The following is a 12,871-nucleotide window of genomic DNA, read 5'->3' as shown; positions in this document are numbered from 1 at the left end:
TGCCGCTATCTGGACGCACGGGGTCGCAGATATTTAACCATTCAAGCGCCGTGAACAGCCGCTGCATGCTGCCCGACGGCGCGTGACAAACGGTATCTCGACTTAAAACACACATGAAAACTATTTGCATCCAAGCCCCTGCAGCATATTGCCAGGGCCTGGTGTGACGGTGATATCATTTTGCTCGCAGCACGACCTCCATTCGTGAACGGCGTCCGACAGTGAACCCATCAAGGATCTGATGGCCTGTCGCAGCTTTACTCAACGCAATGCATCGACTCGTCCAGTCAAGGAAGCGCGAGATGAACGCGAAAGAACAACAGCTCACCGAACTGCTTACCCTCACCTCACGCACGATCACCCACATGACAGCCGCGATGACCGCACTGTCGTTCGATCTGCTGCGCAGCGATGACGGCGGCGTTCGCTCCGCCGCCTCGAAGATGATCACCCGGCTTGGCGCAGTCAGCCAGGAGCTCGATCAGCAGTGGGCGTTGATCAGTGAACTGACCGGCATCCAAGCTCCGGATCGGCACGACACCATCGAAGAAGTCCAGCTGCATACTGCCTGACCCAGGCAGTTTCCTGCTCCGGCCGACCGCACCGCTGTCGGCCTGTCACCGTATTGGCACATACTCGACCTTCATCTTCATTACCGCGGATGTACGCCATCATGGCTACGCCTGCCCAGCCCAGTTACAGGAACCTCCCCCATGAGCGCCCCCAGCACCCGCGTCATGCTGTATGCCAATGATCCGGGCAAGACCTGCGCGTTTTATGAGCGCCACTTCGGTTTCGTGAGCAGCGCGGAAGATCAGGGCGTGATCGAGCTGCATCACCCTCGCGGCGGGCTGATCCTGCTGGTACACCGTGCAGCCGTATCACTGAAAGGCAACCAGGCCCGCGTGAAGCTGGTGTTCGATGTGGAAAACCTCGAGGCCTTCCGCAGCCGCGCCCTGAGCAATGGCCTGGAGTTCGGCCCGATACACCAGGGCGAGGGCTATGGCTTCGCCAACAGCAAGGGCCCCGACGGCAATGGCGTAAGCATTTCCAGCCGGGCGTTCCGCTCGCGATAAAACGCCTCAGCCACGCGCAGCCAGATATTCGCGCTGCAGTACTGCGATCAGCTCGGCCGCCGGCATGGCTCGCGCCAGAGCCGCGCCCTGTCCTGCCCAATGCGCAGCGAACTCGGCATTACCGGCCTTCGCTGCTGCGGCGATGAGCTGCTTGCCAGCATCGTAGGCGATACCGAAACCCGGCACCGGTGGATGCCCGGCAGCGCCCACCTCAGCCATGAAACGGTTGAGAATGCCGCGCGCCGGACGCCCGGAGATCACCGTGGTCACCTGAGTAACCTGCGCCCGCTCACTGCCCAGCATGCGTCGGTAGGCTTCATTGGCCGCCGACTCCGGGCAGAGTATGAATGCCGTACCCAGCTGAGCCGCGCAGGCGCCCAGGGTCATGGCAGCGGCGATACCGGCGCCATCCATGATGCCTCCGGCGGCGATCACCGGCCGCGACAGATGCCGCACCAGCACACGCACCAGCGCCAGGGTGCCGATTCCCTGATCGCCACGCTGCGGATCGAATACCCCGCGGTGACCACCGGCCTCGATACCTTGGGCAACGATCACATCGATACCGGCTTGTTCCAGCTGGTACCCCTCCTCCAGCGTGGTCGCCGACGCCAGCAGGGTGATGCCAGCCTTTTTCAACGCATCGATACGATCCTGGGAGGGCAACCCCAGGTGAAAACTGACGATCGGCGGACGCTCTTCTAGCAGCACCTCGAGCTGACCGTCATCATTCTGAAAGCTGCTGTAGATATCGCCGATGACCTGTGGAGCCGGCACATCGAACTCGGCGAAGTAAGGCTGCAGATGATCCAGCCAGGCCTGCTCTGCGACCTGGTCGGCAACGCTGGGGCGATGGCAGAACACGTTGATATTGAAGCGCCTACTGGTGCCGGCACGGGTCTCGATGATCATCTGCCGCCCGGCTTCGGCCTTCACCGCAGCGATGGAGATGGAACCCAGGCCTCCGGCATTGCTGACGGCTGCGGCCAACGCCGGCGTAGCGGTGCCAGCCATCGGCGCCTGAATGATCGGATAGTCGATACCCAGTGCTGCACAGTTCATACGATCCTCGCTGATGTCCGTTGCAGAGGCCTGCGACTATAGCCCACTGATCATTCGAAATCCCGACGCAGGGTCTGCAACACTTGCTCATGCAGGGCGTCGACCAGCGCCGGCAGTGCGGGCGCACGGCTGCGCATCACCACCACATCGAGCATCGGCAGGCTCGGCAGTCCTTGGGCGGCGCCGAGCACCTGCAAACTGGCCGGTACGCAACACCGGGTCAGTACGCCGAGCGCTGCGCCACTTTCCGCCACCGCCAGCTGCCCGGCCACACTGGGGCTGTTGTAGACCACCCGGTAATCGCGGCCAAGCGCCTCGAGACTCTTGAGCACGCGGCTACGTGCCTGACTACCCAACTCGTACACGGCAATCGGCAACGGGGTTTGCCGCCAGGTTTCCTGGCGAGCATTGCCGACCCACACCAATTCCTCGCGAAACAGCAGCTCGCCGCGCTGCGGCTTGTCACGGGTAACGATAGCCACATCCAGTTCGCCGCTTTCCACCTTGGGAATCAACTGCGTAGAGGGTTCGCACACCAGGCTCACTTCCACCGCAGGCTGCCCGCTGGCGAAATCGTTGAGCAGAGGGGTCAGATAACCCAGTGCGTAGTCATCGGGGATACCAAGAGAAACCTTGCCCTCCAGCCGCACGCCGCCCAGTGCCAGCAGTGCTTCGCTGTGCACCCGGAGCAACTTGCGGGCGTAGGCCAGCAATTCCTCGCCTGCCGGCGTCAGGCTCAGGTGCCGCGGCCCACGAAGTAGCAGCGGGCGCCCCACCGCCGCCTCGAGCTTCTTGATCTGCATGCTCACCGCCGATTGCGAGCGCGCCAGCCCCACGGCCGCAGCCGTCAGCGAACCGCTGCTGACGACTGCAACGAACGCCTGCAACCAATCGATCTGCAAATTCTGCCTAGCCATGGCCAACCATTCGATTTTCGAATAAAAGACCACAGCATAATCCGTTTTACGGGATCTGCTGCACTTGGCACTCTGCTCGCTCCCCCAGCAGGCAGGCCCACCATGAGTCGTCGCACCGCCCATCTACAGCTGCATTCAGCCGCCCTGCTGGTCGGGGTCTCGGCATTGTTCGGTGAGTCACTGAACGTCAGCGCGAGCATGATCGTGCTCGGGCGGGCAGCGTTCGCTCTGCTGGCCTTGAGCGCGATCTGTGTGTGCCTGGATCTTCGCCCCTGGCGCGGCGTCAGCACTGCCACGGCAGCCAAGCTGTTGACCACCGGCGTCGCACTGGGCGGGCACTGGATTCTGTTTTTCATGGCCGTACGAACCGGCGGTGTGGCAGTGGCCACCCTGGGCTTCGCCTCGTTCCCGGCCTTTACCGCGCTGATCGAGCGACTGATATTCGGACAGCGCCTGGGGCGTACCGACAGTTTGATTGTGTTACTGGTGTCGATCGGGCTGATTCTGGTGACGCCCTCTTTCGACCTGCGTGACGGCGCTACAGCAGGCCTGCTCTGGGGCATTCTGTCCGGCGCAAGTTATGCCGCCATAGCGGTTGCCAACAAACACTTCGCCAGCAAGGTAGACGGCTTATCGTCGTGCTGGTGGCAATGTCTGGCCATCAGCGTGGCGCTGTTGCCCTGGAGCCTGCCGGAGCTCCCCGAGATCGGCTTCCACGACTGGTGGCAGTTGGCGGCCCTGGGCGTGCTCTGCACGGCGCTGGCCTACAGCCTGTTCATCGCCTCGCTACGCCATGTACGCACGCACACCGCAGCGGTGGTGATCGCCATGGAGCCGATCTACGCCATCGCCGGCGCCTGGCTGATCTTCGGCTCGGTACCAACTGCCAGCATGTTGCTGGGCGGCCTGCTGATTCTCGGCGCGGTGGCCTGGGCCGGACTGAAGAGCAGAAACTGACTACCCGGCCAACATCGCTTCACCTGCAGCTGGTGACACGAAACCCAGGCAGGGCCTGGGCATCGACCGAGCCGTTCGTCGGCTGCCGAGTCGAATTCATGCAGTTGTCGCAATTGCCACGCTAGCTTTCGCCTGGCAACGTTATCGCCTATGCTCCGGCTTCGGGCACAAGACCCGTACCGCACAGACCTGCATTCCTGTGCGCAACAATATTCACTGCCCAGCGCAGAGAAACCGGCACCCGGCCTGATCGCAGGATCATCGACATGACGGCCATGACCGGTGCCCGCCTTGCCCTCTGGCGCAGCCACATAGCCTGCACTGCATCATCAACGGACTTCAGGGCATTGTGACCATGGATTGTTTGATCATCTATTCGCGTGATGGCGAAAGGCGATTCCAGACCCTCACCACCCGCTTCATTCCCAATATGAAGGCGGTGGAATTCACCGTACTCAACGCAGAGCTGCCTGCCGGCCATTACCCGCAAGGCCTCGAGGCCAGCGGCTCAGTCAGAGAACTGATCCAGCAACTCGGCATCGAGATCATTGACGTGCTGCCCGTGCGCAAATCCGCGCCACCAGGCGAAGAGCGGGCATAACCGCTACGCCTAGGCAGCGCAAGTCGTTCAGGGCTGCCAGGTGGTGCGTTCACCGCTGAGCTTGTGATCGAGAAAGGTAGCAGCACTGATCAGTGCCAGATGACTCAGCGCCTGCGGCGTATTGCCCAGATGATGGGCACGTCGGTCGAGCTCCTCGGCGTACAGCCCCACCGGGTTGGCGTAGCGAAGTAGCTGCTCGAACTCCAGATGCGCCTGCTCGACGCGCCCGGCGCGTGCCAGACACTCCACGTACCAGAACGAACAGGCAACGAAGGAACCCTCCTCGCCTTTCAAACCGTCATCGGTGCGGTAGCGATAGACCATGCCATCGCGCACCAACTGATGTTCGATCGCGTCGAGCGTGGCCAGCCAACGTGGATCGCTGGCGGCGACAAAGCGCATTAGCGGCATCAGCAGCATCGAACCATCGACATCCTGACAACCGATGCGCTGGATGAAGTGGCCGCAGTCCTCATCCCAGAAGTTGTTCCAGATGTCATCATGAATGGCCTGACGCTGATCGTTCCAGCGCAAGAAAGGCGCCGGCAGCGAGCGTTTCTCTGCCAGGCGGATGGCCCGATCCAACGCCACCCAGCACATCAGCCGCGAATGCAGAAAGTGCTGCTCCTCGCCGCGTATCTCCCAGATACCGACATCTTTCTGCTGCCAGCTGTCGCAGACCTGATCGACGATGCCCACCACATGGTGCCAGCCGTCGTGGGAGATCGCCTCACCGTACTTGTTGGCGAGGTACACCGCGTCCAGCAACTCGCCAAAGATATCCAGCTGAACCTGATCGTGGGCCTCGTTGCCGATCCGTACCGGCTGCGCCCCGCCATGCCCGGCAAGATGATCGAGGGAAGTCTCTGGCAACTCATGCTGGCCACGAAGGCTGTAGAGGATGCGCAGATGGGCCGGGGTTTCCGAACAGTCGTCGACGCGCTCGCGCACCCAGCGCATGAAGGCATTGGCCTCTTCGGTAAAGCCCAGGCGCATGAATGCGTAGACGGTGAACGACGCATCGCGAATCCAGGTGTAGCGGTAATCCCAGTTACGCTCGCCGCCCGCCGCCTCAGGCAGTCCGTAGGTGGCCGCAGCGAGAATGCCGCCGTGCTTGCGTGAGGTCAGCAGCTTCAGTGCCAGGGCCGAGCGGTGCACCATCTCGCGCCAACGTCCGCTGTAGTTGGACTGTTTGATCCAGCGCCGCCAGTAGGCAACGGTGGCCTCCAGGCAGTGCTCGCAGGCACCGGCAGCGACCAGCGGGTCGTCTGGCGCGCCCAGCACGAACTCGGCATGTTCGCCTTCCTGCAAATCGAACTCGGCAACACCACAATGTTGATCGATCTTCAGTGACTGGCTGGCGGAGAGGCGCAGGCTCGGCTGATCGGGCGCATGGAAGAGCACATCGTCGCCCTCCATCTCCGCGACCGTATCAGCACGGCTGTAATCATGACGAACCCGGCAGCGCATGCGGATCCGTGCGCTACCGGAAACCACCTGGATACGGCGAATCAAACGCGGATCATCATCCACATCGGCGTTGATCGGCATGACATCGGTGCACTCCACTACCGCAGAATCGTCCAGCCAGCGTGTCTGCAACACGTTGGTGTCCGGCAGGTAGATCTGCTGGCGACGCGCACCGGGCAGATCCGGCGCCAGCTGGAAGACTCCGGCCTCAGGGCTGTCGAGCAGCGCCGTGAAGATCGACGGGCTGTCGAAATCCGGCCAGCAGAAAAAATCCACGCAACCGCTGTCAGCGACCAGTGCTGCACTGCGCATGTCACCAATAATGCCGTGGGCTTCGATGGGCATCTGACGCCCCTGAATTTCAACCATTGTCACGAAACTCCGGGTAAAGGCTCATACCGCCGTCGATGAACAGGGTCGTGCCGTGAACGTAATCGGCGGCATCGGAAGCCAGCCAGACCACCGCATTGGCGATGTCTTCGGCTTCACCGATGCGGCCGTAGGGAATCAGTTCGAGCAATGCCTTGGCGGCTTCGCCTTCGGTGGCCTCGCGATTGATCGCGGTACGGATCGCACCGGGGGCAATGGCATTGACGCGAATGCGCTGCTCGCCCACCTCCTGGGCCACGCTGCGCATCAGTAGGTCGAGGCCGCCCTTGGACGCCGCGTAGTTGGCGCGCCCTGCCCACGGGATCAATTGATGCACCGAACTCATCTGAATGATCTTGCCGGCCGCACGCGACACGTCTTCGCGAATTTCCTGCTGGCGGAATTGGCGCAGGGCTGCACGCACACAGAGAAACTGACCGGTAAGGTTGACCTGCAGCACCTGGTTCCAGTCCTCCAGGCTCATGTCCACCGTCGGCGCATCACGCTGCATGCCCGAGTTGGCCAGCAGGATGTCCAGCCGCCCGAAGGCCGACAGGGTTTCGGCGAACAGCGCCTCGACCTCCTTCTCGCTGGACACGTCCGCACCCACGGCAATCGCTTGGCCGCCTGCGCTGCGTATTTCCTCGGCCAGTCGCTCCGCCGCCTCGCGCCCGGATCGATAATTCACCACCACGGCGGCACCGGCCTGCGCCAGCGCTTTCGCCGATGCGGCGCCAATGCCTGAACTGCCACCGGTGACCAGTGCGACCTGTTTGTGCAGAGAAATGAGCATGGGTTTCCACTCCTGAACCTGTAACACCTGACTGACCGGCAAGCGGCAGAGTTCAGTAAAAGGCCCGTGCTGCCAGCTCCAATGGCAACACTCATATCCAGCAAAATAAAGGCGAGCCTCTGCCTGCCGCCCCAATGGCTACAGTGAGGCTGCCCTAGCATGCGGTAATTGCCTGCCCGTGTAGTCAGCGAAACGTTCACCACAGCGGATGCGCAAAAGAGCCAGCCAGAGGGCGCTGCGCCTGTGCCGGGCCTGGATCGCGGCGCTGGCGCCATGGGGATATCTCTTGGCAAAAAGATCGAACATGCAGCGCGTGCGACCCTCAAACCACCAAGAGCATCGAGACCGGAGGGGCGCATGATGACCCAACGAATACCAGAGGATCCTAACCAGGCACCGGGAACACTGGGCACGCCAGGCGAGCAGCCTCCCCTCGGCCATCCCCAGGAACCGGACAACGATGTATTGCCGGACAAGCCGCAGCCCGATCCGGTTTGCGCGCGCTGATCCAGCTTTCATCAATAACCAGAAAGGAGTGAACCCATGGTCGCCTTCGAACCGCAATCGCAACCCGACCGACAGGGCCCGGCACGCCAGAACGTAAGAGGCTGGGAGCGCTTGCTGTCCATCGGCGGCGGCCTGCTACTGGCCGCGCTGGGCGCCAGCAAACAGGGCCAGCAGGGTAATCGCCAGCTGAGTGCCGGCGGCCTGCTGTTGCTGCGCGGTCTCAGTGGGCACTGCAGCGTGAAAAGCGCGGCGGACGATCCCCTGGAAGAAATCCGCTACCTGCGTGCTCGCGTCCAGCGCCTGCAAGAGCTGGTGCTGATGGCCGAAGAGCTGGCAGACCGAACCCGCGCCGCTCCGGTAACGCCAGTATCCCCTGCCCCTGTGACGCCAGCGCCCATGGATATCCACACGCCCCTCGCAGACGAATTCGCCACTCGCGAGCACAGTCGATAACGACGACGTACAGCCCTTTCAAGCATGAACAGGTGTAGCCACATGGATAACGACAGCAAAGAACGGCCTCACAAGCGCCCAGGCAAGATCATCTCCGGGCACTGGCAGCAGGATGCTCAGGAGCAACTGCGCGCGCGCATCCAGGCCGATCAGTCGCACACCGACGAACTCGAAGCGCTGGCCCAGGTAGCCCGCTCGACCATCGCCGATCTGGAAAATCTCGACGCAGCGCCATCGCCGGATCGTCTGCGTGAAGCGGCCCGCCAGCTCGCCACCATGCGCGACGCGCTGAACAACGCCAGCGGGCATGCCGTGCACACTGTCGATCGCTTCGCCCGTACCCATCCGTTCTGGCTGGCAGCAGGCGGTCTGGCCGTAGGTTTCCTTGCCAGCCGCGTGCTGGTCAAGCGTGAGCGTTCGCTGCAACGTCACGTACGAAAAGGAGTTCTGTAATGACCGAAGATCCGCGGCAACCTCCGGTGGAGCCTTCCCTGCTCGGCCTGCTGCGCCAGCTTACCCGTGAAGTGCAGACGCTCTTCACCAAGGAACTGGCGCTGGCCAAGGTCGAGCTCAACGCATCCCTGCAGGCCACCAAGACCGGGATCGCTGCCGTAGCCGGCGGCGCCATCGTGCTGCTCTGCGGCGTGCTGATGCTGCTGCTTTCCGCCGTTTACGGCTTGAGCACCGTGGTGGCGCCCTGGCTAGCCGCGCTGATCGTTGGGGTGGTGGTCATCATCATCGGCCTGATCATGCTCAAGGTCGGCCAGCAGAAGTTCACGCCCTCTCAACTCACCCCCGAACGCACCCTGGACTCCTTGCAGAAAGACAAGGAAGCGGTGCAGAGGCAAATGTCATGAGTACCCATAGCACCATCGCAGCCGAATCGCTCAAGTCTCCGGAAGTGCTCGAGCAGGAAATCGATCAACAGCGCAGCCGCATCGACGCACTGATCGATAACGTGGAAGCACGCCTGACACCCCAACGCCTGATCGATCAGGCGCTTGCTTACGGCCGTGAAAGCGGTGGCCTGGAGATAGCCGAGCGCCTGGGCCAGACCTTGAAGGCCAACCCGCTTCCCGTGGCCATGACCGCCATCGGCCTGGCCTGGCTGGCCGTGGAGCAGACCCGTAGCCGCCCACAACCTGCTGACCAATTCGCCGAACCGGCCGACCACGAATCCCTTGCCGATGCATTGCGCGAAGCGCGCCAGTCACTCGATCAGGGCACCCACGCAGCCCGGCAGAAACTGCATGACCTCGCGGATAGCGCCGAGTCGGTGAAGAATCAGGTCAAACAGGGTGCCGACAAACTGAACGTGGCGCTGCATCGCCGCCCTTGGGCGTTCGCCGCTGCGGGCCTGGCGCTGGGCGCGGTGGTTGGCATTCTCGGTACGAGCCGCAAGAAAGAAGTCGAAATCGAGGTCGAGCGCTATGAGGTGCCGGACATCATCGATGGCTTCGAAGACCTGGATGACGAACCGCCCTTCCGCCCCGGCGCGATCTGAACGCTGCGGGTTCCTGCGGCCTGGCGAAGGCCTGAGCCGCAAGAGAAGGGATTCTTCAAAACAGAAACGCAGAAACGAAAAAAGCGCCCTTGGGCGCTTTTCGCGTTGCTTCCGGGTGTTCAGTGGGCCCTGGAAGCTATATATGGCGCAGCGGACGGGACTCGAACCCGCGACCCCCGGCGTGACAGGCCGGTATTCTAACCGACTGAACTACCGCTGCGCATACCTCGATTGGTGGGTGATGACGGGATCGAACCGCCGACCCTCTGCTTGTAAGGCAGATGCTCTCCCGGCTGAGCTAATCACCCTTCACTCTCGAAGTGGGGCGCATTCTAGAGAGCGACCTGCACCTTGGCAACCCCCTTTGTGAAAAAAAATTATTGGCGTTCCAAAGGCTTAGGAATCATCACGGTTTCAGCGCATAAACCTGAGGCTGCCTCGATACAGGGTTGGCCTAATCCGCCGCCGGAAGGAATAATGCGCCCTCGCGCTGGCCTGATCGTCGCGCGGCGTATTGAACATCTGCCGCCAGACTGCCCACGCTCTGCACCGATGCAGAAGCCTTGCGCCCGGACTCATGATTTTTTGCGCGCCAAACGCGCGCCCGCAAACTGGAGACACCCCGCTCATGTGGTTTCGCAACCTGCTGGTCTATCGCCTTACCCAAGACGTCAACTTCGACACCGAAACACTGGAAACCGCGCTGGCCGCCAAGCCTGCCCGCCCCTGCGCCAGCCAGGAACTGGCGACCTATGGTTTCGTCGCCCCCTTCGGCAAGGGCGCCGATGCGCCGCTGGTGCACGAGAGCCAGGGCTTCCTGCTGATTTCCGCCCGCAAGGAAGAACGCATCCTGCCCGGTAGCGTCGTCAAAGACGCCGTGAAGGAAAAGGTCGACGAGATCGAAAACGAGCAGATGCGCAAGGTCTACAAAAAGGAACGCGAGCAGATCAAGGACGAAATCGTCCAGGCCTTCCTGCCCCGCGCCTTTATCCGCAAGTCGGCCACCTTCGCCGCCATTGCGCCAGCTCAGGGCCTGATCATCGTCAACGCTTCCAGCCCGAAGCGCGCCGAAGACCTGCTCTCCACCCTGCGTGAAGCCATCGGCTCGCTGCCAGTTCGTCCGCTGACCGTGAAGATCGCTCCGACAGCGACCATGACCGACTGGGTCAAAGCCCAGCAAGCCGCTGCCGACTTCCACGTGCTGGACGAGTGCGAACTGCGCGACACCCACGAAGACGGCGGCATCGTGCGCTGCAAGCGCCAGGATCTCACTGGCGAAGAAGTCCAGTTGCACATGAGCTCGGGCAAGCAGGTCACGCAACTGTCGCTGGCCTGGCAGGACAAACTGTCCTTCGTGCTCGACGACAAGCTGGTGGCCAAGCGCCTGAAGTTCGAAGACCTGCTGCAGGAACAGGCCGAGCAGGATGGCGGCGATGATGACCTGAGCCAGCAGGACGCCAGCTTCACGCTGATGATGCTGACCCTGATCGAGTTCCTGCCGGCGCTTTTCGAAGCCCTTGGCGGCGAAGACACCCCGCAAGGCATCTGAGGTAGCGCAAATCTGTAGGGTGGACGGCGCCTTATCCGTCCACCGCGCTAGGCTCACAGTGCGCACACCAAAAGCACCCCGCTTCACTCTGCTGCTGTCACCACTGACATCCCCTGCAGCATCCAACAATAACCAGCTCCGCACGCTCTCTCGGCTGCGGAACCCGCTACACGTCATTACGGAATCTTCGCCATGTCTGCGCTGATCGCTCTGAGCCGCTTCGTCGGCAACACCTTCGCCATTTGGGTTCTCCTGTTCGCCGTGCTGGCGTTCCTGATCCCCAGCGCGTTTCTGCCGCTGACCTCGTGGATCGTGCCGCTGCTCGGGCTGATCATGTTCGGCATGGGCCTGACCCTCAAGGCCGAGGACTTTCGTGAAGTGGCGCGGCACCCGGTAAGAGTGCTGATCGGTGTACTGGCGCAGTTCATCATCATGCCGGGCCTCGCTTGGCTGCTGTGCCAGCTGTTTGCCCTGCCGGCAGAAATCGCTGTGGGGGTCATTCTGGTGGGCTGTTGCCCTGGCGGTACCGCCTCCAACGTCATCACCTGGTTCGCCAAGGGCGACGTTGCGCTGTCCGTGGGCATCACCGCTGTGACCACCCTGATGGCCCCCGTCGTCACTCCGGCGCTGATCTGGCTGCTGGCCTCGGAATGGCTGCCGGTATCATTCTGGGCGATGTTCAGTTCGATCCTGCAGATGGTGCTGCTGCCGATCATTCTCGGCCTGGTCGCCCAGCGTCTATTGGGCGAGCGGGTCAAGCTGGCCGTCGACGTGCTGCCCCTGGTTTCAGTTGTGTCCATCGTCGCCATCGTTGCGGCCGTGGTCGCGGCCAGCCAGGCGAAGATCGCCGAATCCGGCCTGCTGATCATGGCCGTGGTGGTTCTGCACAACAGCCTCGGCCTCGGCCTCGGCTACCTGGCCGGCGTCCTCACCGGCATGCCGCTGGCACAGCGCAAGACGCTGTCCATCGAAGTCGGCATGCAGAACTCCGGGCTTGGTGCCGCCCTGGCAAGCGCCCACTTCTCACCGCTTGCGGCGGTGCCTAGCGCACTGTTCAGCGTCTGGCACAACCTCTCCGGCGCACTGCTGGCAACCTTCCTGCGCCGCATGAAGGACGACAAACAGGGCTGACCCTGGTTTTCCCTGTTAGGTGATTCATGCACACTATTGGGGCGCGCCAGGGACGACCCTGGGCATGACGCGCATGACTGCCGGGGACGACCCCACCCACAGTAGAGTCGCCTTATGTCCTGGATCATTCTGTTTTTCGCTGGCCTGTTCGAGGTCGGCTGGGCCGTCGGCCTGAAATACACCGACGGCTTCACTCGACCACTGCCCACCTTGCTCACCGTGACCGCGATGGTTATCAGCCTCGGCCTGCTCGGGCTGGCCATGAAGGAATTGCCGCTAGGTACTGCTTACGCCATCTGGACGGGCGTCGGCGCGGTAGGCACGGTGATCGCCGGCATTATCCTGTTCGGCGAGTCCATGGCGTTGATGCGCCTGGCCAGCGTGGCACTGATCATCTGTGGCCTGGTCGGGCTGAAGATGAGCCACGGCTGAAACGAAGGAGCCCGCCAATTGGCGGGCTCCTTCGTTAAGTGCGTAAAGAA

16 protein-coding genes and 2 tRNA genes are annotated in these 12,871 nt (G+C 62.4%); 12 read left to right on the top strand and 6 right to left on the bottom strand.

All coding sequences use genetic code 11. From position 1 onward, the window contains the following. The first annotated feature begins 302 nt into the window (after positions 1-302). Both K5Q02_RS12270 and K5Q02_RS12265 read left to right on the top strand, forming a co-directional pair. Positions 303-572, top strand: coding sequence for a hypothetical protein (locus K5Q02_RS12270; protein WP_225830854.1), 270 nt, complete (start codon positions 303-305; stop codon positions 570-572). A 141-nt stretch (positions 573-713) separates the two neighbouring features. Further along, entirely contained in the window at positions 714-1,076 is a 363-nt protein-coding gene (locus K5Q02_RS12265; RefSeq protein ID WP_225830852.1) for a VOC family protein, read from the top strand. Between the two features lie 6 nt (positions 1,077-1,082). Here K5Q02_RS12265 and K5Q02_RS12260 read toward each other — a convergent pair whose 3' ends face one another. Continuing rightward, positions 1,083-2,138: an NAD(P)H-dependent flavin oxidoreductase gene (locus K5Q02_RS12260; protein ID WP_225830850.1), complete on the bottom strand. Its 1,056-nt coding sequence runs from the start codon at positions 2,136-2,138 to the stop codon at positions 1,083-1,085. 50 nt (positions 2,139-2,188) lie between these two features. Next, positions 2,189-3,055, bottom strand: coding sequence for a LysR family transcriptional regulator (locus K5Q02_RS12255; RefSeq protein WP_225830849.1), 867 nt, complete (start codon positions 3,053-3,055; stop codon positions 2,189-2,191). A gap of 102 nt (positions 3,056-3,157) precedes the next feature. Between K5Q02_RS12255 and K5Q02_RS12250 the strand changes: the two genes are divergently transcribed. Further along, entirely contained in the window at positions 3,158-4,012 is an 855-nt protein-coding gene (locus K5Q02_RS12250; RefSeq protein ID WP_225830847.1) for a DMT family transporter, read from the top strand. Positions 4,013-4,367: 355 nt separating this feature from the next. Then, positions 4,368-4,613 (top strand): hypothetical protein, encoded by a 246-nt coding sequence (locus tag K5Q02_RS12245; RefSeq protein ID WP_225830845.1) that lies wholly within the window; start codon positions 4,368-4,370, stop codon positions 4,611-4,613. A gap of 27 nt (positions 4,614-4,640) precedes the next feature. On the opposite strand, the gene K5Q02_RS12240 is transcribed toward K5Q02_RS12245, so the two are convergent. Next, positions 4,641-6,452 carry a glycoside hydrolase family 15 protein gene (locus tag K5Q02_RS12240; protein WP_225830843.1) on the bottom strand — a complete coding sequence of 604 codons (1,812 nt, stop codon included), beginning with the start codon at positions 6,450-6,452 and terminating at the stop codon, positions 4,641-4,643. Further along, positions 6,445-7,245: a glucose 1-dehydrogenase gene (locus K5Q02_RS12235; protein WP_225830841.1), complete on the bottom strand. Its 801-nt coding sequence runs from the start codon at positions 7,243-7,245 to the stop codon at positions 6,445-6,447. Before K5Q02_RS12235 ends, K5Q02_RS12240 begins: the two co-directional genes overlap by 8 nt. 357 nt (positions 7,246-7,602) lie before the next feature. Between K5Q02_RS12235 and K5Q02_RS12230 the strand changes: the two genes are divergently transcribed. Genes K5Q02_RS12230 through K5Q02_RS12210 form a run of 5 tightly spaced genes read left to right on the top strand, consistent with a single transcriptional unit; the run spans position 7,603 to position 9,709 of the window. Continuing rightward, the gene (locus K5Q02_RS12230; RefSeq protein WP_225830839.1) at positions 7,603-7,752 is read left to right on the top strand and encodes a hypothetical protein; all 150 of its coding nucleotides are present in this window, start codon (positions 7,603-7,605) and stop codon (positions 7,750-7,752) included. 36 nt (positions 7,753-7,788) lie between these two features. Continuing rightward, entirely contained in the window at positions 7,789-8,205 is a 417-nt protein-coding gene (locus K5Q02_RS12225; protein WP_225830837.1) for a YgaP-like transmembrane domain, read from the top strand. A gap of 42 nt (positions 8,206-8,247) precedes the next feature. Then, entirely contained in the window at positions 8,248-8,658 is a 411-nt protein-coding gene (locus K5Q02_RS12220; RefSeq protein ID WP_225830835.1) for a hypothetical protein, read from the top strand. After that, positions 8,658-9,062, top strand: a complete 405-nt coding sequence (locus tag K5Q02_RS12215) for a phage holin family protein (RefSeq protein ID WP_225830833.1) — start codon at positions 8,658-8,660, stop codon at positions 9,060-9,062. Before K5Q02_RS12220 ends, K5Q02_RS12215 begins: the two co-directional genes overlap by 1 nt. Further along, positions 9,059-9,709 (top strand): DUF3618 domain-containing protein, encoded by a 651-nt coding sequence (locus K5Q02_RS12210; protein WP_225830830.1) that lies wholly within the window; start codon positions 9,059-9,061, stop codon positions 9,707-9,709. The genes K5Q02_RS12215 and K5Q02_RS12210 overlap by 4 nt, the downstream gene beginning before the upstream one ends. Before the next feature lie 143 nt (positions 9,710-9,852). On the opposite strand, the gene K5Q02_RS12205 is transcribed toward K5Q02_RS12210, so the two are convergent. Both K5Q02_RS12205 and K5Q02_RS12200 read right to left on the bottom strand, forming a co-directional pair. Further along, a tRNA-Asp gene (locus K5Q02_RS12205) sits at positions 9,853-9,929 on the bottom strand. A 12-nt stretch (positions 9,930-9,941) separates the two neighbouring features. Next, a tRNA-Val gene (locus K5Q02_RS12200) sits at positions 9,942-10,017 on the bottom strand. 320 nt (positions 10,018-10,337) lie between these two features. On the opposite strand from K5Q02_RS12200, the gene rdgC reads away from it, so the two are divergent. The 3 genes from rdgC (at position 10,338) to sugE (ending at position 12,821) form a co-directional block, all read left to right on the top strand. Continuing rightward, positions 10,338-11,258, top strand: coding sequence for a recombination-associated protein RdgC (rdgC, locus tag K5Q02_RS12195; protein ID WP_225830828.1), 921 nt, complete (start codon positions 10,338-10,340; stop codon positions 11,256-11,258). Between the two features lie 192 nt (positions 11,259-11,450). Continuing rightward, positions 11,451-12,389, top strand: coding sequence for a bile acid:sodium symporter family protein (locus K5Q02_RS12190; protein WP_225830827.1), 939 nt, complete (start codon positions 11,451-11,453; stop codon positions 12,387-12,389). A 114-nt stretch (positions 12,390-12,503) separates the two neighbouring features. Beyond that, positions 12,504-12,821: a quaternary ammonium compound efflux SMR transporter SugE gene (gene sugE, locus K5Q02_RS12185; protein WP_225830825.1), complete on the top strand. Its 318-nt coding sequence runs from the start codon at positions 12,504-12,506 to the stop codon at positions 12,819-12,821. Positions 12,822-12,871: the final 50 nt, after the last annotated feature.

This window comes from Pseudomonas sp. MM211, assembly GCF_020386635.1.
In the GTDB taxonomy this organism is placed as follows: Bacteria; Pseudomonadota; Gammaproteobacteria; order Pseudomonadales; family Pseudomonadaceae; genus Aquipseudomonas.
The sequence above is the reverse complement of the archived record's forward strand: the minus strand, read 5'-3'. Positions and strand labels throughout refer to the sequence as shown.

Coding starts and splice junctions, on each gene's coding strand:
- K5Q02_RS12270 (WP_225830854.1), top strand. CDS start 303: ATGAACGCGAAAGAACAACAGCTCACCGAACTGCTTACCCTCACCTCA.
- K5Q02_RS12265 (WP_225830852.1), top strand. CDS start 714: ATGAGCGCCCCCAGCACCCGCGTCATGCTGTATGCCAATGATCCGGGC.
- K5Q02_RS12260 (WP_225830850.1), bottom strand. CDS start 2,138: ATGAACTGTGCAGCACTGGGTATCGACTATCCGATCATTCAGGCGCCG.
- K5Q02_RS12255 (WP_225830849.1), bottom strand. CDS start 3,055: ATGGCTAGGCAGAATTTGCAGATCGATTGGTTGCAGGCGTTCGTTGCA.
- K5Q02_RS12250 (WP_225830847.1), top strand. CDS start 3,158: ATGAGTCGTCGCACCGCCCATCTACAGCTGCATTCAGCCGCCCTGCTG.
- K5Q02_RS12245 (WP_225830845.1), top strand. CDS start 4,368: ATGGATTGTTTGATCATCTATTCGCGTGATGGCGAAAGGCGATTCCAG.
- K5Q02_RS12240 (WP_225830843.1), bottom strand. CDS start 6,452: ATGGTTGAAATTCAGGGGCGTCAGATGCCCATCGAAGCCCACGGCATT.
- K5Q02_RS12235 (WP_225830841.1), bottom strand. CDS start 7,245: ATGCTCATTTCTCTGCACAAACAGGTCGCACTGGTCACCGGTGGCAGT.
- K5Q02_RS12230 (WP_225830839.1), top strand. CDS start 7,603: ATGATGACCCAACGAATACCAGAGGATCCTAACCAGGCACCGGGAACA.
- K5Q02_RS12225 (WP_225830837.1), top strand. CDS start 7,789: ATGGTCGCCTTCGAACCGCAATCGCAACCCGACCGACAGGGCCCGGCA.
- K5Q02_RS12220 (WP_225830835.1), top strand. CDS start 8,248: ATGGATAACGACAGCAAAGAACGGCCTCACAAGCGCCCAGGCAAGATC.
- K5Q02_RS12215 (WP_225830833.1), top strand. CDS start 8,658: ATGACCGAAGATCCGCGGCAACCTCCGGTGGAGCCTTCCCTGCTCGGC.
- K5Q02_RS12210 (WP_225830830.1), top strand. CDS start 9,059: ATGAGTACCCATAGCACCATCGCAGCCGAATCGCTCAAGTCTCCGGAA.
- rdgC (WP_225830828.1), top strand. CDS start 10,338: ATGTGGTTTCGCAACCTGCTGGTCTATCGCCTTACCCAAGACGTCAAC.
- K5Q02_RS12190 (WP_225830827.1), top strand. CDS start 11,451: ATGTCTGCGCTGATCGCTCTGAGCCGCTTCGTCGGCAACACCTTCGCC.
- sugE (WP_225830825.1), top strand. CDS start 12,504: ATGTCCTGGATCATTCTGTTTTTCGCTGGCCTGTTCGAGGTCGGCTGG.